The sequence below is a fragment of the Micromonospora echinospora genome (assembly GCF_900091495.1).
Taxonomy (GTDB): Bacteria; Actinomycetota; Actinomycetes; order Mycobacteriales; family Micromonosporaceae; genus Micromonospora; species Micromonospora echinospora.
The window spans coordinates 4506157-4531052 of record NZ_LT607413.1 but is presented as its reverse complement, the minus strand read 5'-3'; the positions used below and the strand labels follow the sequence as shown (position 1 = coordinate 4531052).

Sequence of the window (24896 nt, the reverse complement as noted above, 5' to 3'; positions counted from 1 at the left end):
CCCGAGCGTGGGCGGTCGACGTACCGATCGACCCCGGCGCACGCTAGCAGCGTCGGGAGGTTCACTCAAGCGATCCTGATCATGGCGCTACGGGAAGACGGGCCTGCCTCGACCGGTTCCGGACCGGCGCACCTGCGTCCCCACCAGGTCACCCCGAGCACCGCCGCGCGGACGATCAGTGACGGACGATACAGGTCCTTGTCGTGCCAGAGCGCCGGTTCACCATCGGAACCGGCCATTGTGGCCAACCATCGCCAACCCCGCCCGATCGCCTCGGCGCACCGGTCGGACGCGGGCTGCCCGGCGGCCAGCAGCACCTGGAGCGCGTACGCGGTCTCCTCGGCGGTGCCGCCCCAGCGCCCCCAGGATCCGTCCGGGTGCTGACCGGCCAACACCCACTGCACCGCCCGCCGCACCGCCGGATCCACCGCCGCGCCGACGCCGTACCCGTGCAGGGCGAGCACCGCGCAACTGGTGGCGTAGAACGGCGAGGCGTGCCACCGGTCGGAACTCCACGAGCCCTCCGGCGCCTGCCGGTCGGTCAGCCAGGTGGTCAGCCGCCGCACCACGGAGGCGAGTTGCCGGGACCGCTCGCCGGTGTGCCGCCAGTGCCAGCCGAACGCGTCCAGCACGTGCGCGTTAGTGGTGATGGAGGCGCCGTCCTCCTTGGGCCAGGTGCAGAAGTGCTCCCCGGTGTCGAAGGACCAGAGACTCGACGGGTCGACCGGATGTCCGGCCCGGGCGAGCGCGTAAAGGGTCACCGAGGTGGTGTCGGCGTCCACGGGCAGCCCCGGGGCGGTAGCGGTACCGGCCGGACCGAGGGTGTCCAGCAGGCTGGCCAGCACCGACGGCGGTACGGTCACCGGCACTCCGGCCCTCGACAGCGTGCTGAGCACCCAGGACCGTTCGAACACGCTGATCGGGCTGGTGCACGGCACCGGGCCGCCGTGCTGCCGGACCACCCGCTCCAGGTAGGCCCGTGCGGTCGAGGTGGTGGCGTCGGGGACGCCGAGCCAGGCGGCCGTCGCCGCGGGTGAGGCGCCCACCGTGCCCGGTCCGACCGGGACGACCCCGGCCGCCCGGCGCGCCGCCGGCCCGGTGACCTCCAGCGCGTGCATCAGCTTGTCGGGCAGGGGGTGCCCCGACGCCAGGGCCGCACGGACCCGGGCCAGCCGGGTGGGCGTCATCCCCGGTGGCAACGACAGCCGGGGCGCGACCTGCCGCCAGCGCTCCAGTCCGGGTGGTGGGTCGTCCCGCACCGCGTCCAGGTGGACGGTGAGCGCCTCCACCAGGGCCGGAACGATCAGGTCGATGGCCGGCATGTCCGGCAGAGCCGACGCGGGAACGGCGGCGAGCCGCTCACCGAGGACGGACAGGCCCCGGTCGACGGCGGCGACCGCGCCCCGGAACTGCGCCGGAGACCCGGCCAGGTCACCCCGCCGCAGCGCGGCGAGCAGGCCCTCGGTGGCACTGAGCGTCGGTACCAGCCCGTAACCGCCGGGGCCGCCCCAACCGCCCCTCGGGTGTTCCGCGTCGAGCAGGTAGCGGATCCGCTCGGCGTGCAGCGTCAACCACGGCGACAGGCTCACCAGGCGGCCCGTCTCGTACACCGACACCGACGACTGCCCCGTCGGTGTCGCCGTCATCTCCCCGACCAGGTCACGGGCGGCGGTGAGGAGGCTCACCGAACCGGCCTTCCCATCGCGACCGCGGGGCTCCGCTCCGCTGCACTCCTCGCGCTCACCGGGCCCCCCAGAAGTCTGTGGAACGGTAGAAGCCGCTGCTGAAGCCGACCTGCCGGGCGAGGTACGTCGCCGGGCGGGGGCAGTCCGCCGCCAGGTCGGCCAGCAGCTCGTGACAACGTCCGGTGAGGACGTGGACCCGCTGCTCGACCTCGGCCCGGTCGGGCACCAGCATGATCGCGTTCAGGTCGCCCCACTCCAGATCCCGTTGGTACGTGCCCAGGTCGTTGACCAGTCGCAGCACCCGCTGCACCTCGTCGCTGGCCTCGACCAGGCGGGGCAGCGAGCGATGGGTCTCCTCGTCTCCGGTGTGGATCCAGTGCGCGACGTTGACCACCGTGCAGGCCAGGTTGTCGGCGTTGGCGAGATACTCCTCGAAGGTCGGCAACGTGCCGGTGAGGTCCCGCCGGGCCGCCCGCCACTCCCACTCGACCGCCATCGCGGTCAGCGTCCGGTGGACCGCCGCCCGCCACACGTCGCGCAGGCGCGGATAGGCCGGCACGGCGGCCAGGTCGGCGCAGAGTTCGGCGAAGAACCGCGCGAACGGGTCGTCCGACGCCGGGGCGGCACCGTCGACCACCGCGAGGCTGGTCTCGATCAGGCGGTCGATCTCCGTACGCGACTTCGCCAGGTAGTCCACCTGCCAGTCGAGGGCGAACCCCCACAGCACGGCACGGTTGGTGACCCGCAGTTCCGCCACACCGGACCACGGCGCGCTGAACGCCATGGCCATGGCGATGTTGCCGAACAGGGCGCCGTCGAAGGGCGCACCGGCGAACAGTTCCGGGTAACCGGCGGCGAACTTCTGCAGGTCGCGCTGCCCCCGGGCGGCCAGGGCGCAGATCCGGCCCTGCTCGACGGCGTCCGAGGCGTGGGCGTTGAGGTCCATTACGTCCGCTCCGCTCAGGCGGCGGCCGAGGCCGCCGTACCGGTGAGGGTCAGTTCCACCCGGCGGCGGGGCCGCAACGCCGCCGCCAGCCGCAGACCGGGCACCCCGGGCTGCCGCAGCCGGAACCGGTACCGGCTCAGCATCGTGGCGACGATGAGCTGCGCCTCCAGGTAGAAGAGGTACATGCCGAGACACTGGTGCGGGCCCCCGCCGAACGGGAAGTGGGCGTAGCGGTGCCGGGCCCGGACCTGCTCGGGGCGGAACCGCTCCGGGTCGAACTCGTCGGGCCGGTCCCAGAACGCCGACATCCGTTGGGTGATCAGCGGACTGGCCACCACGGTCGCGCCGGCCTCGATCTCCACCCCGCCGACCACGTCGGCGGCGACCGCGCGGCGGGGGATCAGCCACCCGATCGGGTACAGGCGCAGCAGCTCGTCGAGGACCATCCGGGTGTAGCGCAGCTCGCCGAGGTGCTCACGGCGGACCGGCTCGTCGCCCACCACCCGGTTGATCTCCTCGTAGAGCCGGTCGGCGACCTCCGGGTGCTCGTCGAGGTGCGGCCAGAGCCAGGTCAGCACGTTGATGGTGGTCTCCGTGGTGGCCGCGAACATCGCCACCGTGTCGTTGCGGACCTGCTGCTCGTCGAGCTGCCGGCCGTCGTCGGTGCGCGCCCGCCAGAGCGTGGAGATGACGTCGTCGCCCTCCTCCGCCGTGGCCCGGGATTCCCGCACGATGGGCACGAGCACCTCGTCGACGATCCGGACCGCCCGACGGAAGGTCCGGTCGCCGGGCATGGGCAGCGACAGCGGCGCGAAGGGCACCACGATCCGGGGGATCACCGCGCTGGCGATGGCGTCCTGGGCGTCGACGACCCGCATCGCGTCCGGCACCGAGATCTTGTCGGCGAAGAGCACCTTCATGATCGCCCGGCAGACGATCCGGGCCTGCTCGCTGCCGATGTCGACCGGTCGTCCCACCCGCGACGGGGCGTCCAGTTCGTCGACGGCGTCGGAGATCGCCTCGGCCATCCCGTCGATCATCGACTCGACCCGCTTGGCGGTGAACATCGGCTGGAGCATCCGGCGGCTGGCCGACCAGATCTGCCCCTCGCCGAGGATCCCCTCGCCGAAGAGCCGCTTGACCGGCCGCCAGAACAGCCCGTCACCGGCCCGCTCGTAGTTCTCCGCCCGCTCGCGGAGCACGTGCTGGACGTGGTCGGGATGGGTCACCAGGTAGGGCCGGAACGAGCCGAGGTTGATGCGGGCGAGCCGACCCCCGGTCCGGTTGCCCGCGTCGATGAGCGCGCGGGCCGGATCACGGACCAGGGCGGGCAACATCCGGCGCAGAGGAACCCTCGCGGGACGACTGGCTTGCGCCGGGAAGGGGTGCGACGTTCCCACCTTTTGGGCTCCTCCCGGTATCACCGCTGAGTCGCGGGACCGTCATTGCGAGTCACACAACCCGCTGAGCATGCCATCACGATGTCCGGTTCACCAGACGGGGGGCGAGAAATTTTCGTTGACAATAATTGCAGCGTCCAGAAAGGACGATCGCGCGCGTCGTCAGCGGAACAGGGTCCGCCGGTACCGCCACTCGACGGCGACGGGGGCGTAGCCGAGCCGACGGTTGATCGCCAGCATCGCCTCGTTTCCCGCGTCGTTGCTGGTCAGAGCGGTGGTGAACCCCGCCTCGGCGGCCCGGTGCAGCGCGCTGCGCTTGACCGCGCCGGCCAGCCCCCGCCCCCGGTACGCCCGCCGCACGCCGGTCATCCCCGACTGGTAACGATCTGAGCCATCAGTCAGCGCAAAGGTGAACGCCGCCACCACCCCGTCACAGATCGCGACGGTCGTCAGTGTCCAGTCCAGGTTCGGACGGTCCCAGTAGGTGGTCCGCCAGTCCGCGAAGTCGATCGCGTCCATGCCCACGTCGCCCGGCTCGTCCCGGGAGGCGTCCAGGTCCGCCTCGTACAGCGGACGCGGATCCCCGGCGAGCGTGGCCGCCGTGGTGATCCGCACCCCGGGCGGGACCGACACCGGGGGCAGCGCCCCGGAGGTCAGGTCCAGCCGCAGGTGGGTGGTGCTCCGTCCACGCTGGTAACCGTGCCGCTCGGCGAAGCCCACCGCCGCCGGCTCGTCCACCACCTTCGCGTACGCCACCCGGGCGCCGATCGCCCGCAGCCGCTGCTCGGCGGCGGCCAGCAGGGCGGAGCCCACTCCCCCACCCCGCCGCTCCGGCAGCACGTTGAGGTTGGCGTAGCCGAGCCCCGGCTCGGCGCTCTCGTGCAGCAGTCCGGTCCGGGCGACCCCGACCACCTCGCCGTCGACCTCGGCGAGCAGCATCCGCTGTCGCGCGGCCGGTGCCCCGCGGGTCGACTGCCAACGCAGCGCCGCCGCGCTGAACACCCAGTACGGCGCGGCGACCCGGAGCACCGCGGCCACCACGGTCGCGTCCTCGGGCCGGAACGGGCGGATGGTGAGTGTCATCGGTCGGCAACCTACCGAACGCCCGTCGGCGTTCGGGAAGCCGGGCGCGGCGGGGCGGCCTGTGCCACGCTCGACACATGGACGACAAGACCATCCTGAACCGCATCGCCGAGCTGGTCGACGAGGAGCACCGGCTCCGGGCGGACGCACAGTCCGCGCAGGCCGGCACCGACGACGACGCCCGGGCCCGGCTGCGTGAACTGGAGGAGGGGCTGGACCAGTGCTGGGACCTGCTCCGTCGCCGACGGGCGGCCCGGCAGAACCACAACGACCCGGAGAGCCAGGGCGTCCGACCGGTCCCGGAGGTCGAACGCTACCTCCAGTGACCCGGCTGCTCCCGGCCTGCCACCTGCGGCGAGGAACTGGCTGGGCCCGCCACGACGCGCGGACGGTCCGGCAGCCGGCCGGTGTGGGCCGGACCCGCCCGGTCGGGGCGAATCCGGCCCGGTCAGCGGTCAGCGCAGTCCGGCCTCGCGCAGCAGTTGCCCGGTCAGCGCGGCCGGGTCAACCAGGTCGGCCGGCAGCCCCCGGGCGGCGAACCAGGTGGCCACCACGCGGACGTCCCGGGCGAGGAACTCCGCGCCCTGCGGGTTCGCCACCACGTCGACGGCCTGCGGCAGGTCGATGAGGACCAGCCGACCGTCGTGCACCAGGAGGTTGTACGGCGACAGGTCGCCGTGGGCGTAACCGGTGCGGGCCAGCACCACCAGCACGTCCACCAACTGCGCCCAGAGTCCGCGCAGCTCGTCCGGCTCGGGCCGAAGCTGGGCGAGGCGGGGCGCGGCCTGCCCCTCGTCGGCGTCGCCGATGAACTCCAGCATCAGCTCGGTGCCGATCAGCTGCACCGGGTACGGCACCGCGACCGCACCGAGGGCGACCCCGATCTCCCAGAGCCGGGAGAGGACCGCGAACTCCGCCGCCGCCCACTGACCGGCGATCATCTGCCGGCCGAAGGTGGTCCGTCCGGCCATCGCCCGGGTCTCCCGGGAGCGCCGTACCCGGCGGCCCTCCAGGTAGCCGGCGTCCCGGTGGAACAGCCGGTGCTCCGGGGCCCGGTAGCGCTTGACCGCCAGCAGGCAGGACCGGTCGGTGTCGGGCACCGCGCGCCGGACGAGGTGGACGTCCGCCTCCTTGCCGGTCTTCAGCACCCCCAGCTCGGTGTCCTGGGCGGCGAGTTCGGTGACCACCCAGTCCGGGTACGGCTCGGGGCCGGTGGTCGCCTGGTCCCAGGTCGACCAGCGGTCACCGAGCAGCGGCTGGTCGGGGTCCCCGTCGTCCTCGACGGGGGTCGGCCGGGGCTGCCGGCCGTGCTTCAGGAACTGTGGTTCGTCGTCGTCGAAGCGGCGCTTGCCGCGCGGCCGGCGCTCACGCGCCGACGGGAAGTCGTTCTCACGCACTGGATTGGTGATCCCTTGGTCGAGGCTGGTGGAGGCAGGTGGAAGGACCCTGCGAAGACGGCCATGACCGACCCCCTCTCCTCGACCGGGCGACGCCCGGGATGCGCTCTGCGTGGACCATGCTCACCACGGGCCGTTCGGCCCGCAACCGATTTACCGACGCCGAACGGGCCCGGTGTGCCCGGGCTGCCCGGGCTGCCCGGGCTGCCCGGGCTGCCCGTCCGGCCGGGCTGGTGACGCCCGGTGCGCGCCGGGCGACCGCCCGGTGGCCTCAGCCGGTGACCCGGACCCGCTCGGGTCCCTGGTCGGGCAGCCGGTCGGCGAGCATCGGGTGGTCGGCGCGGGTCCGGGCCAGTTGCTCCGGGTCGAGGGTCGCGACCAGCACGTCCTCCCCGGTGTCCGCGCCGCGCACCAGGCAGCGCCCCTCCGGGTCGTACACCGCCGCCCCGCCGTTGAACCGCCAGGGGGCGACGCCGTCGACGGAGTTGGCGAAAACGACGTACATGGTGTTGTCCAGCGCCCGGGCCGCGTAGTAGAGGTCCCGCCGGTGCGCGGAGCCGATTACGTAGCCGCTCGGGCAGAGGTAGCCGTGCGCTCCGTCGTCCGCTGCGGCGCGACCGTGTTCCGGGAAGCAGCCGTCGTAGCAGATGCCGAGGCCGAACCGCCAGTCGTCGACCTCCAGCGTCGCCCCGCGCCGGCCCGGGGTGAACAGCTTCCGCTCCTCGCTCCAGAGCTGCTGCTTGTCGTAGCCGACGCGGACCGTCCCGGTCCGGTCGACGACCAGGGCGGAGATGGTCCGCCGCCGGTCCGGGTGCCGGACCGCCGCGCCGACGACCACCACCGCGCCCGTGTCCCGGGCCACCGCGCGCACCGGGTCGAGGCGGGGGTCGGCGACCAGGGCGTCCGGATCGGCCGCGACGTCGGTGCCGGCCGGGTCGGCGCCGAGGACCGGCGGGTGGTACGCCGAGAGGAACAGCTCGGGCAGGACCACCAGCCGGGCGGCGGAGTCGGTCGCACGGCGCACCAGCCGGGCGGCGCTCGACGCGTTGCCGGCCACGTCACCCGGTACCGGGTCGGCCTGGACGGCGGCCACGGTCAACGTGGCGGAGGGCAGGGTCGTCATCCCGCGATCGTAGGGCGCGCCTCCCTGGCCGGACACGAACGCAAGCCGTACGTACGGTTTGCGTCGGGCGGAGGCACCTGGAACGATCGGAACGTGCCCAGAGTAAGCCAGGACCAGCTCGACGCGCGCCGCCAGGAGATCCTCGCCGCCGCGCGGGCCTGCTTCGCGCGGCACGGCTACGAGGGAGCCACCGTGCGTCGGCTGGAGGAGGCGACCGGTCTCTCCCGGGGCGCGATCTTCCACCACTTCCGGGACAAGGACTCCCTCTTCCTCGCCGTGGCCGAGGACGACGCGGCGGCGATGGTGGAGACGGTGGCCCGCAACGGCCTGGTCCAGGTCATGCGGGACCTGCTCGCCCGCGCGATGTCACCGGACACCACCGGCTGGCTCGGCAGCCAGCTGGAGGTCTCCCGCAGGCTGCGCACCGACCCGTCCTTCGCCCGCCGCTGGGCCGAGCGGTCCGCCGCGATCGCCGAGGCCACCCGGGAACGGCTGGCCCGCCAGCGCGAGGCCGGCGTGCTCCGCGAGGACGTACCGATCGACGTGCTCGCCCGCTTCCTCGAACTCGCCTACGACGGCCTGGTCCTGCACCTGGCCATGGGACGCCCCGCCGGTGACCTCGGCCCGGTGCTCGACCTGGTCGAGGAGGCGGTCCGCCGCCGCTGACCGGCCCCGGCGCTCCCGCACTCCGCACGCCACCGGCCGACCCCCGCGTCGACGTCGACCGGCCGGACGCCCCCCACGACCACCCCGGCGCACCCGTCGCGCCCGGAGGCGGCAGGATCCCCCTGGGAGCAGCACGGCGACCCAGCTCACCGGCCGTTCCCTCGCTGGCGGACCTGCTCCACAATGGGGCCGCCACCCCTCGCGGACAGGAGCAGACGATGACCCTACTGGCGGCACCGGGCGACACCTGGGGCATTTCCGGCCCCGCCTTCGCCACCGGCTATTTCATCCTGGCCGCGCTGCTGGCCCTCGGCTCGACCCTCCACCGCGCCTGGCTCTTCAACGGTCACCGAGCACCTGGTTTCGACCACCTCGGACCGCAGCAGGCGGCGTACCTCAACGGCGGCGCGCGGCTGGCCGTCTACAGCACCATCGGCGCCCTGCGCAGCGTCGGCGCGGTCGGGGCGGACCGGCGCAAACTGCTACGGGCCACCGGTCCGCTGCCCGCCGGCGCCACCCCGCTGGACCAGGCGGTGCACCACGCGGCCAGCCGGGGCGTCCGCACCCGCGACCTGCCGCAGGACCACTGGGTGGCCACCGCGCTCGGTCAGCTGCGTCAGGACCTGGAGAACCGGGGACTGGCCCTCGACGCCGACCGGCGGCGCGCCGCCCGGTTCGGCCCGGCGCTGCTGTTCCTGCTGCTCTTCGTGGGCGTCGTGCGTCTGTTCGCCGGGATCGGGAACGACCAGCCGGTGGGCTTCCTGGTCGCCATCATGGTCGTGCTCGCGGTGATCTTCGTGGTTCAGGTCGCCCGGGTGCCGTACCGGACCCGCGCCGGCAAGACCGCCCTGAACAACCTACGGGCCCACTACCGTTACCTGACGCCCTCCGCCTCGCCCGCCTACGGCACCTACGGCGCGGCCGGAGCGGCGATGGGCGTCGCGCTGTTCGGCACGGCCACGCTCTGGGCGGTCGACCCCGCCTTCGCCGACGCCGCCGAGATCCAGCGGACCTCGGCCACCAACTCGGGATCCAGCGGCGGCTGCGGCGGAGGCAGCGGCGGTGGGGACAGTGGCAGTGGTGGGGACGGCGGTGGTGGCGGCTGCGGTGGCGGTGGCTGCGGTGGCGGGTGCGGAGGATGACCAGCCCGCCCCATCCGACCGGGCCCGGTGGCGCGAACCGGGCGGCGCCACCGGCGGGTGTCGGCATCGGGTGGCGGCCGGAGATCGCCGGGTTCGTCGCCGACCTGCCCGGCCTGCGCTTCGTCGAGGTGATCGCGGAGAGCGTCGCCCCGGCCGGGCCGGCGCCGGACGGGCTCGCCGAGTTGCGGGCAGCCGGCGTGACCGTCGTACCGCACGGGGTGCGGCTCTCGCTCGGGGGCGCGGAACCGGTCGAGCCGGCCCGGGTGGCCCACCTGGCCCGGGTCGCCGACCTGCTGGACGCGCCGCTGGTCAGTGAGCACATCGCCTTCGTCCGGGCCGGCGGGGTCGAGGCCGGCCACCTGCTGCCGCTGCCCCGCACCCGAGAGGCGGTCGCGGCGGTCACGGCCAACGTCCGGCGGGCCCAGGCGGAGCTGCCGGTGCCGATCGCGCTGGAACCCATCGCCGCCCTGTTCGACTGGCCGGACGACGAACTGGACGAGGCGGCGTTCGTCACCGAGATCCTCGAACGCACCGACGCCCTGCTGCTGCTCGACATCGCCAACGTGTACGCCAACGCCCGCAACCGGGACACCGACCCGCTCACGCTGCTCGACCGGCTGCCGCTGAAGCGGGTCGCGTACGTGCACGTCGCCGGGGGCGCCGAGCACGACGGGCTCTACCACGACACGCACACCGACCCGGTGCCACCGGAGGTCCTCGACCTGGTCGGCGCGCTGTGTGCCCGGCACCGGCCGCCCGCGCTGCTGCTCGAACGGGACGGTCGGTATCCCCCGGCGGCGACGCTCCGCGCCGAGCTGGACGCGCTGGCCACGACGGCCGGCTGGCCGGTGGTCACATGAACGACGACCTGACCGCCCCGACCGCTGCCCACCATCCCCCAGCCCCAGCTGACGGGGCCGGCGGGCCCGGGGACCTCGCCGCCCGGCAGGCCGCGCTGGTCGCGGCGCTGGTCGCCGGAGCCGACCCGCCGCCCGGCTTCGACACCCGCCGGCTCGCCGCGGCCCGCGAGGCGCTGCTGCGCAAGCGCGCCGGGGACGTCGCCCGGCACTGGCCGCTGCTCGCCGCCGGAGTCGGCGACGCCTGGCCGGCGACCTTCGCCGAATGGGCGGCGACGCGCCCCACGCGGGGTGGGCTGCGCGACGGCTGGGACCTCGCCCGCGCGCTGCGGGCCGGGAACGGGCTGCCCCGGCTGGCCGCCGGGGAACTCGCCGTCCGCGAGGCCACCAGCCGGTACGACGGTGAACGGCCGCCCCGCCCGCGCCGGCTACCGGCTGTCGTCCGGATCGACGACGCCGTCGCGGTGCAGATCGCCGGCCGGGTACGGCTCCGCGACGCCCGGCGGTAGCGGTCGGGATACGCCCGACGGCGACCCGACGGTAGCGGTCGGGGCATCCCGTACGGCATCCGGCAGGAAGTCGTGGCACCCGGCGGTAGCGGACCCCACCGGCTGCGGCAGGATCGACGGCATGGATCTCGGACTCACCGACCGGGTGTACGTGCTGACCGGCGCCTCCCGTGGGCTCGGGTACGCCACCGCCGAGTGTCTCGTCGCCGACGGGGCGAAGGTGGTGCTCTCCGCCCGGGACGCCGACGCGGTCTCCGCCGCCGCCACGCGCCTCGGTGGCCCGGCGCACGCCGTCGGGATCGCCGGTGACCTGGCTGACCCGGCGCTGCCGCAACGGCTGGTCGACACCGCCCGGGAGCGCTTCGGCCGGCTGGACGGCGCACTGGTCTCGGTCGGCGGACCACCCCCGGGCAGCGCCGCCGGGGTCAGCGACGAGCAGTGGCGACAGTCCTTCGAGACGGTCTTCCTCGGCACGGTCCGCGCGCTCCGGACGGTCGCCGCCGCGCTCGCCGGAGACGGGGAGCCGACAGACCGGGCGCGGCCGGCCGGCGGTGCGATCGGTCTGGTCCTGTCCACCTCGGCGCGGTACCCGATCACCGGTCTCGGAATCTCGAACGGGCTCCGTCCCGGCCTGGCCGGCGTGGCCAAGGACGTGGCCGACGAGTACGGTCCCCGGGGTGTCCGGGTGGTCGGGCTGCTGCCGGGGCGGATCATGACGGACCGGAACCGGCAGCTGCTCGCCGCGAGCGGCGACGCCGAGCGGGCCCGGGCCGAGGCGGAGGCGGGCATCCCGCTGCGTCGCATCGGTGATCCGGCGGAGTTCGGTCGGGTCGCCGCGTTCGTCCTCTCCCCCGCCGCCGGCTACCTGACCGGGGTGACCATCCCGGTCGACGGCGGCGCGACCCGCGACCTGTGACCGGCGACCGCAGCGGTTCCCGGCCCCGAGGCAGCACGGCGGCCGGTCGGCCGGTGCCGGCTCCCCGGCCGACCCGCGAGCAGCTCGCCGCGGCGGCCGACCGGACGATCCCCGACCTGCTCGCCGACGGGCTGGACGTGCTCTTCGTCGGGATCAACCCCGGGCTGTGGTCGGCGGCGACCGGCTGGCACTTCGCCCGCCCCGGCAACCGGTTCTGGCCGGCCCTGCACCGTGGCGGCTTCACTCCGCGTCAGCTGCACCCCAGCGAGCAGGGCGAGCTGCCGGGTCTCGGCCTCGGCATCACCAACATGGTGGCCCGGGCCAGCGCCCGCGCCGACGAGCTGACCGCCGCCGAACTGGTGGCGGGGGCGGAGGTGCTCACCGACAAGGTCGTCCGGCACCGGCCACGGTGGGTGGCGGTGGTCGGGGTGACCGCGTACCGGACCGGGTTCGCCCGGCCGAAGGCCACCTTCGGGCCGCAGCCGGAACGGCTCGGCGACGCCCGGCTGTGGGTGCTGCCGAACCCGAGCGGGCTGAACGCCCACTTCACCGCCGAGACGCTCGGCGCCGCCTTCGGCGAACTGCGGGCGGCGGTACGCGAACCGGGCTGACCCGGGGCCGGTCAGTTCGCGGCGGACGGCGGCAGGGCCTGCTCGGCGACGTACGCGGCCATCGGCACCGTGGTCACCACCGGCTCGGGGCCGGTCGCGTCGGCGTACGGGCTGGGCGAGTCGACCACCGCGAACTGGGTGCGGTACAGCTCGGCGTAGAGGCCGCCGACCGCGACCAGCTCGTCGTGGCGACCACGCTCGACGATCCGTCCCTCGTCGAGGACGAGGATCTGGTCGGCGTCCCGCACGGTGGAGAGCCGGTGCGCGATCACCAGCGCGGTACGCCCGGCCAGCGCCACCGACAGCGCCCGCTGCACCGCGGCCTCGCTCTCCGAGTCGAGGTGCGCGGTGGCCTCGTCGAGGATCACGATCGACGGCGCCTTCAGCAGCAGCCGGGCGATGGCGATGCGCTGCTTCTCGCCGCCGGAGAAGCGGTAGCCCCGCTCCCCCACGATCGTCTCCAGCCCGTCGGGCAGGGCGCGCACCAGATCGGCCACCTGCGCGCCGGCCAGCGCGGCCCAGAGTTCGTCGTCGGTGGCGTCGGGCTTGGCGTAACGGAGGTTCTCGGCGATCGTCTCGTGGAACAGGTGGGAGTCCTGGGTGACCACACCGATCTCGTCGCGCAGCGAGGCGAGCGTGGCGTCCCGGACGTCCAACCCGCCGACGAGCACCTGCCCCTCGGTGACGTCGTAGATCCGGGACATCAGCATCGACAGGGTCGACTTGCCGGCGCCGGACGGCCCGACCAGGGCCACCATCTGGCCCGGCTCGACGGCGAAGGAGACCCCGCGCAGCACCGGTTCGTTGGTCCTGCGGTCCAGCGCGGTGACCTCCTCCAGGGAGGCCAGCGACACGTCGGCCGCGCTCGGGTAGCGGAACCGCACGTCGCGGAACTCGACCCGGCCGTTGCCGCGCGGCACGGGCACCGCGTCCGGCTTCTCCTCGATGCCCGGCTTCAGGTCGAGCACCTCGAAGACCCGGTCGAACGAGACCAGCGCGCTCATCACGTCGACGCGGACGTTGGAGAGCGCGGTCAACGGCCCGTAGAGGCGGGTGAGCAGCAGGGCCAGGGTGACCACGGTGCCGGCGCTGACCGCGCCGGTGACCGCCAGCCAGCCGCCGAGCCCGTAGGTGAGCGCCTGGGCGAGCGAGGCGACCAGCAGCATCGCCACGAAGAACGTCCGCGAGTACATCGCCGACTGGATGCCGATGTCGCGGACCCGCTCGGCGCGGGCGGCGAAGCGGCGCGCCTCGACCTCGGGCGCGCCGAAGAGCTTGACCAGCAGCGCCCCGGCCACCCCGAACCGCTCGGTCATGGTGGCGTTCATCTTGGCGTCGAGGTCGTACGACTCGCGGGTGATCTCGGCCAGCCGCTTGCCGACCCGACGTGCCGGGATGATGAAGATCGGCAGCAGCACCAGTGACAGGACGGTGATCTGCCAGGAGAGGGTGAACATCACCGCGGCGGTGAGCACGAGCTGGATGACGTTGCTGACCACGCCGGAGAGGGTCGAGGTGAATGCCCGCTGGGCGCCCAGCACGTCGTTGTTGAGCCGACTGACCAGCGCGCCGGTCTGGGTGCGGCTGAAGAACTGCAACGGCATCCGCTGGACGTGGTCGTAGACCCGGGTGCGCAGGTCGAGGATGATGCCCTCGCCGATCCGGGCGGAGTACCAGCGTTGGGCCAGCGAGAGCAGCGCGTCGGCGACGGCCAGGCCGGCGATGAACAGGGCGAGGCGCACCACGGTCGCGCCGGCCTCGGTGCCGCCCCGGGTGATCGCGTTGATGACGTCGCCGGCGAGCACCGGCGTGGCGACCCCGATGACGGCGGCGAGGACGACGGTGACCAGGAAGACCACGATGTCCCGGCGGTACGGCCGCGCGAAGGCGACGATCCGTCGTCCGGTGCCCCGGTTGAGCCGGTGGGTCGAGACGTCGTCGGAGTTGCGCATCGACCGGAGCATGCTCCAGCCGCCCATGCCCCCCATGCCGCCGTTGGGATTCACGCGTCACCTCCGGGTCGTGCGGGACCGCCCGCGCTGTCAGGTCGATTGTCCCGACTCCTACGACAACCTCGGCGGTAATCCGATCCTTCCCGTCCGGTCCTTACATCACTCTCCGCGTCCGGCCAGGTCCCGTAACCGCCGGACCTGCGCCTCGCGCTCGGCAAGCTGCTGCTCCGCCGGGGTCCGCCGCGCCGCGCCCGCGATCAAGGCCTTGATCTCGACCACCGCGTCCCGGTTGCCGGCCAGCAGGGCGGCGGTGAGATCCGTGGTCGCCCCGGCCAGCTCGGCGGTCGGCACCACCAGGGTGGCCAGACCGATCCGGTCGGCCTCGGCGGCGTCGATCCGGCGGCCGGTGGCGCAGATCTCCAGGGCCCGGGAGTAGCCGACCAGGTCGACCAGGCGACCGGTGCCGGCCAGGTCGGGCACCAGCCCGAGGGTGACCTCGGCCATCGACAGCCGGGCGTCCTCGGCGAGCACCCGCAGGTCGCAGGCGAGCGCAAGCTGGAAGCCCGCGCCGATGGCGTGCCCCTGGACCGCCGCGATCGAGACCACGTCCGGCCGGTGCAGCCAGGTGAACGCCGACTGGAACTCGGCGATCCGGTCGGCGCACTCCTGCTCGGGCAGGGTGGCCAGCTCCGCGAACGATCCCGGCCCGGACGCGTTGGCGACCGACAGGTCCAGTCCGGCGGAGAACGCCCGGCCCTCGCCGCGCACAACGACCACCCGGACGTCGCCGGGGAGAGTGCGGGAGAAGTCGCTCATGGCACGCCATATGGCCGGGGTCTGGGCGTTGAGCACGTCGGGACGGCACAACGTCACGGTGGCCACCGGGCCGGCGCACTCCAGCCGTACCCCGGGCCCGGTCGTCACCGGGCGGTCCGGGGCGCGGCGGGAAGGAACGACGTTGGCGGGAAGATCACGCCTTCTTGCGGCGACGGGCGCCGCCGCGCTGCCGGAGCTGCACCCCGGACTCGGTGAGCACCCGGTGGATGAACCCGTAGGATCGGCCGGTCGAGGCCGCGAGGGCACGGATGCTCTCGCCCCCGGTGTACCGCTTTACCAGGTCCTTGGCGAGTGTCTGACGCTCGGCTCCGACGATCCGGCGACCCTTCTCAGTGCTGGTGGCTGTGCCAGTGGCTGCCATGCTGATTCCTCACGTCGCAGACTGTGCGGTTCGGATAACGGTCCAACCTATTAGACCGCCTCGAACGATCATGCGCCAGATATCAACTCTTCGCCAATCGACACGCTATGCAGTGTCAGCTTCCCGATAGAGTGATGACACGATCGGGTGAGGTCACGTCGGCCGGTCCCGTCGACCCGCACTGACCAGGGCAGACGCCGGTGCGCAGCGGGACCGGGACATAGCGCGTACCCTGCCCGCGTGACCGACCCCCTCAGCACCGCGGCCGGCGCGGCCGTGGTGTTCGCCGCGACCAATGTCGACGACATCGTGGTACTCACCGTGTTGTTCGTCGCGGCCCGCACCACCGGCCGACCCCGCCGTTGGCAGATCGTCGCCGGCCAGTACGCCGGAATCGCCGCGCTGGTCGGCGTCGCCGCGATCGCCGCCGTCGGCCTGCTGGTGGTGCCCGAGCCGTGGACCGGGCTGCTCGGCCTGCTTCCCGTCGCGCTCGGCGTGCGGGCCCTGCTGCGCCGGGACGACGACGAGGCTCCCGCGGTGGTCGGCGGCATGGCGGGCGTGGCCGGCGTGACCATCGCCAACGGCGCCGACAACATCGCCGTCTACGTGCCGGTGTTCCGTACCCTCGCGCCCGCCGAGGCCCTGGTGTTCCTGCTGGTCTTCGTGGCCGGGATCGGCCTGTGGTGCGCGGTGGGGGCCCGGCTCGGTGGACACCCCCGGGTGGTCCGGCTGGTGGAGCGGACCGGACACTGGCTGGTGCCGGTGATCTTCATGGCCATCGGCGTGGTGATCCTGGTCGGTTCCGGGGTGGTCGGCCACCTGGTCGACCTGCTCGGGTGAGAGGAGAGAAAACGTGTTCGCCGTCCCACTCACCGAGGACGCCCAGCTCCGCCCGCTCGAACCGTGGCAGGCGGCCGAGTTCCTCGCGCACATGGACCGGGCCCGGGAGTACGTCGACCCGTGGGTCCCGTTCGCCAGCCTGAGCACCGACCTGGAGTCGGCCCGCGCGGTGCTCCAGCGACACGCCGACCGGCGGGCCGCCGACACCGGTGGGATCTACGGCATCTGGCGCGGCGGCGTCCTGGTCGGCGGCACGCTCTTCGTCAGTCTCGACGCCCGGGCCGGCACCGGCGAGGTGGGCTGCTGGCTGGAACGTTCCGCCGAGGGGCACGGGCTGGTGACCCGGGCGATCCGCCACATGATCGACTGGGCGTTCCACGAGCGTGGCCTGCACCGGGTGCAGTGGGTCAACGCCGCGCACAACGTACGCAGCGCCGCCGTCGCCCAGCGGCTCGGCATGCGCCTCGACGGCGTGCTGCGCTCGGCGTTCCACTACCGGGGCCAGCGGCACGACCACCAGGTCTGGTCGGTGCTCGCCGACGAGTGGCCTCCGGCGACGACGCCCGCCGAGCGCGGCTCGACGGAGCCCACGCCGACCTGACCGCGTTCCGGCGGACCGGGCTGGCCGGACGGACGGCGGCGGCGACCGGGGCCCGACCCCGGCCGCCGCTCAGGCCAGCTCGACCAGTTCGAGCAGGTCGTCGCTCCAGGCGTCCTCGTCGCCGTCGGGCAGCAGGATCGCCCGGTCCGGCTTGAGCGCGGTGACCGCCCCCGGGTCGTGGGTGACCAGCACGATCGCCCCCGGGTAGCGGGCGATGGCGTCGAGCACCTGCTCCCGGCTGACCGGGTCGAGGTTGTTGGTCGGCTCGTCGAGCAGCAGCACGTTCGCCCCGGAGCAGACCAGGGTGGCCAGCGCCAACCGGGTCTTCTCCCCGCCGGAGAGCACCCCGGCCGGCTTGTCCACGTCCTCCCCGGAGAAGAGGAACGCGCCGAGGATCTTGCGCAGGTCGGTGTCGGACTGCTCGAACGCGGCGCTGCGCATGTGGTCCAGCACCGTGCGGTCCACGTCGAGGGTCTCGTGCTCCTGGGCGTAGTAGCCGAGCCGAAGCCCGTGGCCCGCGTCGACGCTGCCGGTGTCCGGTTTCAGCAGGCCGCCGAGCATCCGCAGCAGGGTGGTCTTGCCGGCGCCGTTGAGCCCGAGGATGGCCACCCGGGAGCCCCGGTCCACCGCCACGTTCACGTCCGTGAAGATCTCCAACGAGCCGTACGACTTCGACAGGCCGGTGGCGGTCAGCGGGGTCTTCCCGCACGGGGCCGGGGTGGGGAACCGTACCTTCGCCACCTTGTCGGAGACCCGGACCTCCTCCAGCCCGGAGAGCAGCCGCTCGGCGCGGCGGGCCATGTTCTGCGCGGCGACGGTCTTGGTGGCCTTGGCGCGCATCTTGTCGGCCTGCGCCATCAGCGCGCCGGCCTTCTTCTCGGCGTTGGCCCGTTCCCGGCGACGGCGGCGCTCGTCGGTCTCCCGCGCCTCCAGGTACGCCTTCCAGCCCAGGTTGTAGACGTCGACCACGCTTCGGGTGGCGTCCAGGAACCAGACCTTGTTGACCACCGCCTCGAGCAGCGACGCGTCGTGGCTGATCACGATCAGGCCGCCCTTGTGGTTGGCGAGGAAGCTGCGCAGCCAGGTGATCGAGTCGGCGTCGAGGTGGTTGGTGGGCTCGTCGAGCAGCAGGATGCCGCCACCGTTCTCGCCCGCGTCCCGGAACAGGATCCGGGCCAGCTCGATCCGACGACGCTGGCCGCCGGAGAGGGTGCCGATGGTCTGGGCGAGCGCCCGGTCGGGCAGGCCCAGGTTGGCGCAGATCCGGGCGGCCTCGGCCTCGGCGGCGTACCCGCCCAGGGAGGCGAACTGGTCCTCCAGCGCGCCGTACCGACGGACCAGGCGCTCGTCGGCGCCGTCGGCGAGCTTCGCCTCGATCTCCTGCATCTGGGTCATCAGCACGTCCAGGCCGCGCGCGGAGAGCACCCGGTCCCGGCCGGTGACCTCCAGGTCGCCGGTCCGCGGGTCCTGCGGGAGGTAGCCGATGTTGCTGCGTCGGTCGATCTGCCCGGCGTAGGGCTGCCCCTCCCCGGCGAGCACCTTGAGCGTGGTGGTCTTGCCGGCGCCGTTGCGGCCGACCAGGCCGATCCGGTCGCCCGGCTGCACGCGCAGGGTGGTGTCGGACAGCAGGATCCGGGCGCCGGCACGAAGTTCCAGGCCGGTGGCAGTGATCATGGTGGCGAACTCGCTCTCAGGGGCCGAAAGGGCTGACTCAGGGCACGCGAAAGCGCCGGCGGGATCGATTACCCGTCGGCGCGGGGCGGTTCAGCCTTCGCAGAGCAGCACGGTCCGAGTGTACCGGGCCGCCGGAGCGCCCCGGTCCGGATTACCTCACAAGATCATCGGGTACCGGATCGTCGGGCATCACCTCACCCGGAGCTGGCGAACGATCGGGGTAACCATGGAGCTGAACGAGAACGCGCGCATCGACACCAGTCAGGTCGAGGACCGGCGGGGCTCCGGCGGTGGAGGCGGCCTCGGCATTCCCATCCCGGTCGGCGGTGGTGGGCGGGGCGGCCTGATCGGCCTGGTCATCGCGGTGGTGGTGGCGCTGGCCGGCGGTGGCTTCGGCCTCAACGCGGCGCTCGACGGCGGCGGGTCGGAACAGGGCGACAACACCGCGCTGGAGCAGAAATGCAACGCCGACAACGCCCTCGACCAGCTCGACTGCCGCAACACGCTCTACGTCAACTCGATCCAGGCGTACTGGCAGACAGCGCTGCCGGAGCGGTTCGGTGAGCCGTACCAGGCCACCGACACCGTCTTCTTCAGCCAGGCCGTCTCCACCGGCTGCGGCAACGCCGACTCCGGCGTCGGCCCGTTCTACTGCCCCGCGGAGCGGAAGGTGTACATCGACCTGACCTTCTACCGGGTGCTCGCCGACCAGCTCGGCGCGGCCGGCGAGTTCGCCCAGCCGTACGTGCTGGCCCACGAGTACGGCCACCACGCGCAGACCCTGCTCGGCACCGAGCAGCAGGTGCGCCGCCAGCAGCAGCGCGACCCGGACAACGCCAACGCGCTGTCGGTCAAGATGGAACTCCAGGCCGACTGCTACGCGGGCGCCTGGGCGAAGAACGCCACCGGCACCGCCGACGCCAGCGGGCAGAAGATCTTCACCAGCATCACCGAGCAGGACATCAACCAGGCCATCGACGCGGCCGAGAAGATCGGCGACGACGCCATCTCGGAGCGGGCGAACCGGCCGGTCAACCCGGACGAGTTCACCCACGGCACGTCCGAGCAGCGCCGCCAGTGGTTCACCCGGGGGTACGAGAGCGGCGACCCGAAGCAGTGCGACACCTTCAGCGGCAGCGTGTAGCAGACAAGCAGACGAACGCCTGGGCCGGTGGCGGATACCACCGGGCCCAGGCTCTTCCGTGTCAATCCTGAGCGACTGGTTCGGCTGGGCTGTCCCGGCTTTTGCTTACTGACGCTCGCCTTCGTGTCGATCCGGCCACCCCTCGACAAGCGTGGGAACACGTACGGCGTCGGGGCCAGCAAAGGGGGAACGAAGCACCCTTACGCACCGTTCCCGCAACCGAATCGCTACCTACGGCTCGCGCATCCAGAGAGCCGGATCGTTGACGAAGACACCCTTGCCCTGGTGTCGCCAGATCACCCGCAGGGCTTCGAGCCGGACGTAGACCTGCTTGACCGTCGACGGGCTGACCTCGTAGGTCGCCGCAAGCTGCGTGATCGAGGGCAGCTTGTCTCCCGACTTGAGCTTCTTGGCTCTGATGTCGGCAACGATCTCGTCGGCGATACGGATGTAGTCGGCGGTAATCGGCATGACTCCCCCTGCGCGGCAGGCCAATTCGATCACGCAAGGACACGCGCCGACAACTCTGGGTTTGACTCGGATGACTGGGACAGCTAAGTTGACTCCTGCCTCTCCCCTTGCGTGGCAACGAGGATAGAGAGGTTCCCCCTGGTCGGGGCGGGTTACGCGTGCCCGCCCCGACCCGTTCGACCTGCTCTGTCGCCGTACCGCTGATGGAAGCTGCGGCGGCATGGCCGGGCGGGCCGCCGCATGCCGGCGTGCGGCGGCCCGCCCTTCCCCCGGCACCACCGCACGTACCCTCCGCTCTCCCCTGCCCGGAAAGGACCGACGTGGCCCAGGTGTATCGAGGTGGCCGGCTCTACGGCAGCGACCTCCCGGACCGGTTGACCCCGCACGGGGTGCGCACCCGCGAGTTCAGCCCGCGTCGGCGCGGGGTCGACGCCGACCAGGTGCGCGAGTTCCAGGCCGAGCTTGCCGACGAGCTGGCCGACCTGCACCGGCAGGTGCGCCTGCTCACCGAGGAGAACGAGCGGCTCAAGCGGGCGCTGCGGGACTGGCAGAGCATGCACGCCCGGCACTGCCGGCCGAACCGGGGGCACTGGTAGCGGTGCGGATCAAGCCCGGAGACCTGCTGCGGGTCGACGGTTGCGCGTCGGTGCAGTTCGGTGGCGATCGTGCGTTGACCCTGCGGGTGGTGTCGGTCCTGGATGACCGGCCGACGTTCGACGGCTGGATCTGGCTGGCCGGCTACGTACTCGACGCCAAGGGCCTGGCCACCGACAAGCGGGAGCTTTTCGTCCAGCGCGCCGGCCTGCACCCGGTGACCGCCGCAGTCTTTCCCGTCCGGTGTCGGCAAGCTGGTACGGCGGTCAGCGCAGCGTACTGAGCACGGATGGCGGGAGCGGTGGGGTCGTCGGGTCGGTCCGGCTGGCGAGGATGGCCAGGGTTTCCCTGCGTACCTCGTCGACCTCGTGCACGAGGCGGCGGTGGGCGAAGCGGACCACCAGGATGCCCGTGGAGGCCAGCAGGGCGTCCCGCCGTAGGTCGACTTCGCGCTGCTGGGGGTCGCCGTGCGTGGTGGCGCCGTCGAGTTCGATGTTGACGCGTTCCCGCTCGGCGAACACGTCGAGGTACATGGTGCGCTGGCCGATCCGGATACGGACCTGCCGCTGGAACGGTGGCATCCCCGGTCCGGTGAAGACGTGCTCGTGCCCCCAGATTTCCAGCGGGCTGCGGCAGCCCCCGGCGAGCCGGGTCAGCAGGGTCCGGAGGGTAGCCCGGTCGGTCAGTTTCGGTGTGCTGTCCAGGGTGCGCCGCAGCCGCTCGGGGGTCGTGTGGCGGTCGTTGACCGCTCGGATCACCGGGGTCCGTCGCATGTCCGGTGGCAGCAGGGGCCACGAGTCGACCAGGGTCTGATCGAGGCGGGTCACCGGCAGGCCGTTCCTCTGCGCCACCTGCGGCAGCCCGACCACAAAGCCCCGACGTCGGTGCACGCGTACGCCGGGGCGGGACCGGATGGTGGGGTTCAGCGCTGCGCTCAGGTGCAGGACCTCGCCGGTTGTCTGCTGGAGCAGGCCCCACACGTGGAGCGCGCTGAGGTGACTGAGCGCGGCCCGCCCGTCGGCCCAGGCACAGACCGCACGGTGTCCGAGCGCGGGGTGGACGCGGCTGAGGGCGGGGAGGTTGGGGTGAGGGCTCAGCAGGTGCGCTGCGGCGAACACCTCGGGCAGCACCCGTACCAGTTGGCCGGTGGCGCAGGCGTACTGGAGCGTCCACGGCGGTACCACCTGCGTCGCCAGCGCGCGGGTGACCAGTCCACCACCCCGCTCCACCAGATCCCGTAGCACCTCGTTCACGCCGTCGACCGTGCCGACGCGTGCGGCACGGCGCAACCGGCCACCGCCGTGATCTGTGGACAGCCCTCGGACTGTGGACGACGCCCGTCCGGGTCGGTCTTCTGCTACAGGTCGGACGGTCGTGGCCGGCTGCGGTGGAATTCCGTCGGCGTGTCGTGTGGCTGATCTGTCAGAAGGTTGGGGACAGGGGCGACGGGAGGGGCAGGGAGGAGGGGATCCGGGGGGCGGGCGGGGGTGCTGACCTGGGGAGACAGCGCATAGGATCGCGCATACCACTCCTGAGCGGATCGCACCATCGTGGGTGGCCGCAGGTGGGTTGACCGTGTCGTCGGTGTCGCACTGGGCCGAACGACGGAAAGGGCCTGGTCGCTACCTTGATCCGCATGAGCATCTACGATTCCATCGGCGGAGCACCGGCCGTGCAGGCGGCGCTCGAGGACTTCTACGCCCGGGTACTGGCGGACCCGACGCTGGTCTCGTACTTCGACGGCGTGGACATGCGGCGCCTGAAGGCGCACCAGCGGTCGTTCCTCACGGCGGCCCTGGGTGGGGCCGAGATCTACGCGGGGCGGGACATGGCGGCGGCGCACGGCCGGCTCGCCGTCACCGACGAGGCGTTCGACGCGGTGGTCGGCCACCTGGTCGACACGCTCACCGGGCTGGGCGTACCGGCCGAGACCATCACCGAGATCGGCGCCGAGCTGACCCCGCTGCGCCAGGAAATCGTGACGAGCCCGGCCGTCTCACCATCCGCCTAGGACGACGTGGGTGTCGCGCGGCCCGTCCCCCGTCGGGCCGCGGTGGTAGGTTGACAGGTATACGTTCCTGGTGATCCGAGCCTGTCTGGACGTGCTCGCGCGGTTCTCGCGCAGCGGTCCCGCCGGATACAGCACATGACCGCTACCGACATCCGCTCGATGGCCGTCCTCCGCGTCGACGACCGGACCGAGGCGGCGCCCTGCGAGTTGGTCGAAGCGATGGTCAGGTTCGAGGAACGCTACGGGGGCCTTCGGTACCCGGTCATCGGCTCCAACGAGATGGAATACGGCCTCGGCGGTGATGCGGTGGTTCATCGCAGTCCGCTTGGGCTGGCCTTCAGCGGCATCCTGGACGGCGACTGGACCTGGGGCGTCGACGTTGTTGCTGACGGCCGTACCGCCATGGGGCCCGGCAATTGGTCCTACCGCCTGATCGACCGCTCCGTCGATCAGCGTCTGGAGCGCCACGCCCTGCTCGTGAGGGTCAGGGGCTGGTTCCACCGGACCTTCACCTGCTACACACCGCGCCACGTCGTTCCGGTAGTGGACGAGCGGCGGTTACCACCACGCGTGCCCGAGGCGACCGGCCCGACCGAGCTTTGGTGGCTGGACGAGGACGCCGGCGTCGCCGTCCAGGCCCAGCTGCGCGCCTGGCCACATGACCGGGACGAGTGGACCATGCGGTACTTCACTCGGACACCGGCGCAAGCCGCCGACGCGAATCCGGTCGTCTTCGGGGCGACGATCCACGAGACGGTGCCGGCGCTGTGGTGCACGCTCTGTTCCCACGTGGTCGAACCGGGACGTACCTGCTTCCGTGCACACCCGTAATCGATGAGGCGGTGGGAGTAGCAGGCTCGTGCCGAGGTGGAAGGTGCTGGTGCGACAACGTGCGGAGCGGTACCCGACAGCGCGCGGCGCAGCGCTTCCGGCGGTCAGCTCTGCTGGTAGTTCACCGCAACGAACCCGCACGGCGCATGCAGGTGCAGGTAGTAAGCGCCCTCGCCGAAGTCGTCCAGATCTGCGCCACCGATCAGACCCACATAGTCCATCAGTTGTCCGCAACCGGGGCAGTCGGCGTGCTCGGCGTCCTGGATCCAGTCGGGCCGACCGCCCAACGTCGAGCCGCCCCGATCCCAGGCGCTGGCCTGGTACGGGCTCGGTAAAGCCGCTCCTAAGGCCGGTAGCAGCGTCGGGGGATCCTCCGGTTCCGCAGCACTCGGTAGGTAGCTCGGGCGGGTGTTGCCGGTCCACCAGGTGGCGGCGCCGGCCGGCGTGACCCGGCTGTACAGCGTCCCGTAGCAGGCGCAGAAGTGGCAGGTCTCGATCACCAACCGGCCAGACCAGCCGGTATGTGCTATCGCGGCACCGGTGGCGGGCTCTGTGGTGTCGAGGTCCGCGGCAGTCCACATCGGCGACGCACACCACGGACAGGTGGACCCGTTCGCGCGTCGCGGTGTTTCACGCATGACCCACCGGTACGCGGTGCCCCCGCACAGGTCCCGTCGATTGCCGTCTGGGCCGATCGTCCAACCGCCCTCGCGCGCGTAGCTCAGCGCACCGACGTACAGCTTGTCCGCGCCGGCCGGCGGTTCTGTCGACCAGCGACGTATGGCGCTCTCGGCAAGCGGGTGAGTGCTGTGCGCCAGGATGACGAGCAGATGATTGAGACGGTCCGGCGTCCGACCGCCGTCGATCTGCTCGATGATCCGGCGGGTCACGTCGGTGTCCGCCGCTCGGTACAACTTCGCCGGCCACAGCACGTCGAGGTCCAGCAGGAGACCCAAGTGCGGGGTCAGCCTCTGCGGGTCGGAGTCCGCGATCACGCACAACTCCTCGATCGCGTCGTCGCCCTCGGCAGCCGCCCTCCTGACCAGATCCTCGATCATGAGGGGATGGTAGTCATCCGGGCAGCCGGCCACGCGATGGTCCGACGCCCCCTGCCGCAGCACGAGACGCCGATGCCCTATCTGCCGCGATTGTCCGATCGAGGACAGACGGGCGTCTCCTCCGTGCCATGTCTTGCTCCCGCTCATTCCACCGGACGACGCTTGAAGGCACACTTTGTCCGAGTTG

Annotated in this window: 27 protein-coding genes; 14 read left to right on the top strand and 13 right to left on the bottom strand. The window is 72.5% G+C overall.

The annotated features are described in order from the left end of the window. Nucleotides 1-65 precede the first annotated feature (65 nt). The 4 genes from GA0070618_RS20445 to GA0070618_RS20430 all read right to left on the bottom strand — a co-directional run bounded on the left by GA0070618_RS20445 (nucleotide 66) and on the right by GA0070618_RS20430 (nucleotide 5114). Nucleotides 66-1685 (bottom strand): prenyltransferase/squalene oxidase repeat-containing protein, encoded by a 1620-nt coding sequence (locus GA0070618_RS20445; protein ID WP_088983078.1) that lies wholly within the window; start codon nucleotides 1683-1685, stop codon nucleotides 66-68. Between the two features lie 55 nt (nucleotides 1686-1740). Then, nucleotides 1741-2631 (bottom strand): terpene synthase family protein, encoded by an 891-nt coding sequence (locus GA0070618_RS20440; RefSeq protein WP_088983077.1) that lies wholly within the window; start codon nucleotides 2629-2631, stop codon nucleotides 1741-1743. 14 nt (nucleotides 2632-2645) lie between these two features. Further along, nucleotides 2646-3968: a cytochrome P450 gene (locus GA0070618_RS20435; protein ID WP_088983076.1), complete on the bottom strand. Its 1323-nt coding sequence runs from the start codon at nucleotides 3966-3968 to the stop codon at nucleotides 2646-2648. A gap of 225 nt (nucleotides 3969-4193) precedes the next feature. After that, nucleotides 4194-5114 carry a GNAT family N-acetyltransferase gene (locus GA0070618_RS20430; RefSeq protein ID WP_088983075.1) on the bottom strand — a complete coding sequence of 307 codons (921 nt, stop codon included), beginning with the start codon at nucleotides 5112-5114 and terminating at the stop codon, nucleotides 4194-4196. 77 nt (nucleotides 5115-5191) lie between these two features. On the opposite strand from GA0070618_RS20430, the gene GA0070618_RS20425 reads away from it, so the two are divergent. Next, nucleotides 5192-5440 (top strand): DUF2630 family protein, encoded by a 249-nt coding sequence (locus tag GA0070618_RS20425; RefSeq protein WP_088983074.1) that lies wholly within the window; start codon nucleotides 5192-5194, stop codon nucleotides 5438-5440. Nucleotides 5441-5569: 129 nt separating this feature from the next. Here the strand turns inward: GA0070618_RS20425 and GA0070618_RS20420 are convergent, their stop codons facing one another. Both GA0070618_RS20420 and GA0070618_RS20415 read right to left on the bottom strand, forming a co-directional pair. Then, a complete protein-coding gene (locus GA0070618_RS20420) occupies nucleotides 5570-6511 on the bottom strand; it encodes a serine protein kinase RIO (protein ID WP_088983073.1) in 942 nt (313 codons plus the stop codon). 271 nt (nucleotides 6512-6782) lie between these two features. Then, the gene (locus tag GA0070618_RS20415) at nucleotides 6783-7634 is read right to left on the bottom strand and encodes a carbon-nitrogen hydrolase family protein (RefSeq protein WP_088983072.1); all 852 of its coding nucleotides are present in this window, start codon (nucleotides 7632-7634) and stop codon (nucleotides 6783-6785) included. Nucleotides 7635-7727: 93 nt separating this feature from the next. On the opposite strand from GA0070618_RS20415, the gene GA0070618_RS20410 reads away from it, so the two are divergent. From GA0070618_RS20410 to mug, 6 genes are all read left to right on the top strand, one after another. Next, the gene (locus GA0070618_RS20410) at nucleotides 7728-8300 is read left to right on the top strand and encodes a TetR/AcrR family transcriptional regulator (RefSeq protein WP_088983071.1); all 573 of its coding nucleotides are present in this window, start codon (nucleotides 7728-7730) and stop codon (nucleotides 8298-8300) included. A 218-nt stretch (nucleotides 8301-8518) separates the two neighbouring features. After that, nucleotides 8519-9442 (top strand): TIGR04222 domain-containing membrane protein, encoded by a 924-nt coding sequence (locus tag GA0070618_RS20405; protein WP_088983070.1) that lies wholly within the window; start codon nucleotides 8519-8521, stop codon nucleotides 9440-9442. Next, nucleotides 9439-10302, top strand: coding sequence for an MbnB/TglH/ChrH family RiPP precursor modification enzyme (locus GA0070618_RS20400; RefSeq protein ID WP_088983069.1), 864 nt, complete (start codon nucleotides 9439-9441; stop codon nucleotides 10300-10302). Before GA0070618_RS20405 ends, GA0070618_RS20400 begins: the two co-directional genes overlap by 4 nt. Beyond that, nucleotides 10299-10808 carry a hypothetical protein gene (locus tag GA0070618_RS20395; protein WP_231931385.1) on the top strand — a complete coding sequence of 170 codons (510 nt, stop codon included), beginning with the start codon at nucleotides 10299-10301 and terminating at the stop codon, nucleotides 10806-10808. Before GA0070618_RS20400 ends, GA0070618_RS20395 begins: the two co-directional genes overlap by 4 nt. A 121-nt stretch (nucleotides 10809-10929) precedes the next feature. Next, on the top strand, nucleotides 10930-11724 hold the full coding sequence (locus GA0070618_RS20390) for an SDR family oxidoreductase (RefSeq protein WP_088983068.1): 795 nt from the start codon (nucleotides 10930-10932) through the stop codon (nucleotides 11722-11724). A gap of 53 nt (nucleotides 11725-11777) precedes the next feature. Continuing rightward, nucleotides 11778-12335, top strand: coding sequence for a G/U mismatch-specific DNA glycosylase (mug, locus tag GA0070618_RS20385; RefSeq protein WP_172900313.1), 558 nt, complete (start codon nucleotides 11778-11780; stop codon nucleotides 12333-12335). Nucleotides 12336-12346: 11 nt separating this feature from the next. Here mug and GA0070618_RS20380 read toward each other — a convergent pair whose 3' ends face one another. From GA0070618_RS20380 to GA0070618_RS20370, 3 genes are all read right to left on the bottom strand, one after another. Then, on the bottom strand, nucleotides 12347-14314 hold the full coding sequence (locus GA0070618_RS20380) for an ABC transporter ATP-binding protein (protein WP_172900403.1): 1968 nt from the start codon (nucleotides 14312-14314) through the stop codon (nucleotides 12347-12349). A gap of 132 nt (nucleotides 14315-14446) precedes the next feature. Next, complete coding sequence (locus tag GA0070618_RS20375) at nucleotides 14447-15211, bottom strand: enoyl-CoA hydratase/isomerase family protein (protein WP_088983065.1); 765 nt, start codon at nucleotides 15209-15211, stop codon at nucleotides 14447-14449. 46 nt (nucleotides 15212-15257) lie between these two features. Next, nucleotides 15258-15485, bottom strand: coding sequence for a helix-turn-helix domain-containing protein (locus GA0070618_RS20370; RefSeq protein ID WP_007072022.1), 228 nt, complete (start codon nucleotides 15483-15485; stop codon nucleotides 15258-15260). 240 nt (nucleotides 15486-15725) lie between these two features. Between GA0070618_RS20370 and GA0070618_RS20365 the strand changes: the two genes are divergently transcribed. Together GA0070618_RS20365 and GA0070618_RS20360 are read left to right on the top strand one after the other, a co-directional pair. Beyond that, nucleotides 15726-16325, top strand: coding sequence for a cadmium resistance transporter (locus tag GA0070618_RS20365; RefSeq protein ID WP_088983064.1), 600 nt, complete (start codon nucleotides 15726-15728; stop codon nucleotides 16323-16325). A gap of 13 nt (nucleotides 16326-16338) precedes the next feature. Then, a complete protein-coding gene (locus tag GA0070618_RS20360) occupies nucleotides 16339-16926 on the top strand; it encodes a GNAT family N-acetyltransferase (RefSeq protein WP_088983063.1) in 588 nt (195 codons plus the stop codon). A gap of 69 nt (nucleotides 16927-16995) precedes the next feature. Here GA0070618_RS20360 and GA0070618_RS20355 read toward each other — a convergent pair whose 3' ends face one another. Continuing rightward, complete coding sequence (locus tag GA0070618_RS20355) at nucleotides 16996-18600, bottom strand: ABC-F family ATP-binding cassette domain-containing protein (RefSeq protein WP_088983062.1); 1605 nt, start codon at nucleotides 18598-18600, stop codon at nucleotides 16996-16998. 226 nt (nucleotides 18601-18826) lie between these two features. Between GA0070618_RS20355 and ypfJ the strand changes: the two genes are divergently transcribed. Then, on the top strand, nucleotides 18827-19744 hold the full coding sequence (gene ypfJ / locus GA0070618_RS20350; RefSeq protein ID WP_088983061.1) for a KPN_02809 family neutral zinc metallopeptidase: 918 nt from the start codon (nucleotides 18827-18829) through the stop codon (nucleotides 19742-19744). Between the two features lie 231 nt (nucleotides 19745-19975). On the opposite strand, the gene GA0070618_RS20345 is transcribed toward ypfJ, so the two are convergent. Beyond that, nucleotides 19976-20215 (bottom strand): winged helix-turn-helix domain-containing protein, encoded by a 240-nt coding sequence (locus tag GA0070618_RS20345; RefSeq protein ID WP_088983060.1) that lies wholly within the window; start codon nucleotides 20213-20215, stop codon nucleotides 19976-19978. A gap of 320 nt (nucleotides 20216-20535) precedes the next feature. On the opposite strand from GA0070618_RS20345, the gene GA0070618_RS20340 reads away from it, so the two are divergent. Both GA0070618_RS20340 and GA0070618_RS20335 read left to right on the top strand, forming a co-directional pair. Continuing rightward, nucleotides 20536-20811, top strand: a complete 276-nt coding sequence (locus tag GA0070618_RS20340; RefSeq protein ID WP_231931384.1) for a DivIVA domain-containing protein — start codon at nucleotides 20536-20538, stop codon at nucleotides 20809-20811. 2 nt (nucleotides 20812-20813) lie between these two features. Further along, entirely contained in the window at nucleotides 20814-21092 is a 279-nt protein-coding gene (locus GA0070618_RS20335) for a hypothetical protein (protein WP_231931383.1), read from the top strand. Here GA0070618_RS20335 and GA0070618_RS20330 read toward each other — a convergent pair. Beyond that, nucleotides 21076-22062: an endonuclease domain-containing protein gene (locus GA0070618_RS20330; protein ID WP_088983058.1), complete on the bottom strand. Its 987-nt coding sequence runs from the start codon at nucleotides 22060-22062 to the stop codon at nucleotides 21076-21078. The two genes, GA0070618_RS20335 and GA0070618_RS20330, sit on opposite strands and share 17 nt — an antisense overlap. A 383-nt stretch (nucleotides 22063-22445) precedes the next feature. Between GA0070618_RS20330 and GA0070618_RS20325 the strand changes: the two genes are divergently transcribed. Beyond that, nucleotides 22446-22820: a group I truncated hemoglobin gene (locus GA0070618_RS20325; protein ID WP_088983057.1), complete on the top strand. Its 375-nt coding sequence runs from the start codon at nucleotides 22446-22448 to the stop codon at nucleotides 22818-22820. A 135-nt stretch (nucleotides 22821-22955) separates the two neighbouring features. Beyond that, nucleotides 22956-23651: a hypothetical protein gene (locus tag GA0070618_RS20320; RefSeq protein WP_088983056.1), complete on the top strand. Its 696-nt coding sequence runs from the start codon at nucleotides 22956-22958 to the stop codon at nucleotides 23649-23651. Nucleotides 23652-23755: 104 nt separating this feature from the next. Here GA0070618_RS20320 and GA0070618_RS20315 read toward each other — a convergent pair whose 3' ends face one another. Continuing rightward, nucleotides 23756-24709 carry a hypothetical protein gene (locus GA0070618_RS20315; protein WP_088985688.1) on the bottom strand — a complete coding sequence of 318 codons (954 nt, stop codon included), beginning with the start codon at nucleotides 24707-24709 and terminating at the stop codon, nucleotides 23756-23758. Nucleotides 24710-24896 lie beyond the last annotated feature (187 nt).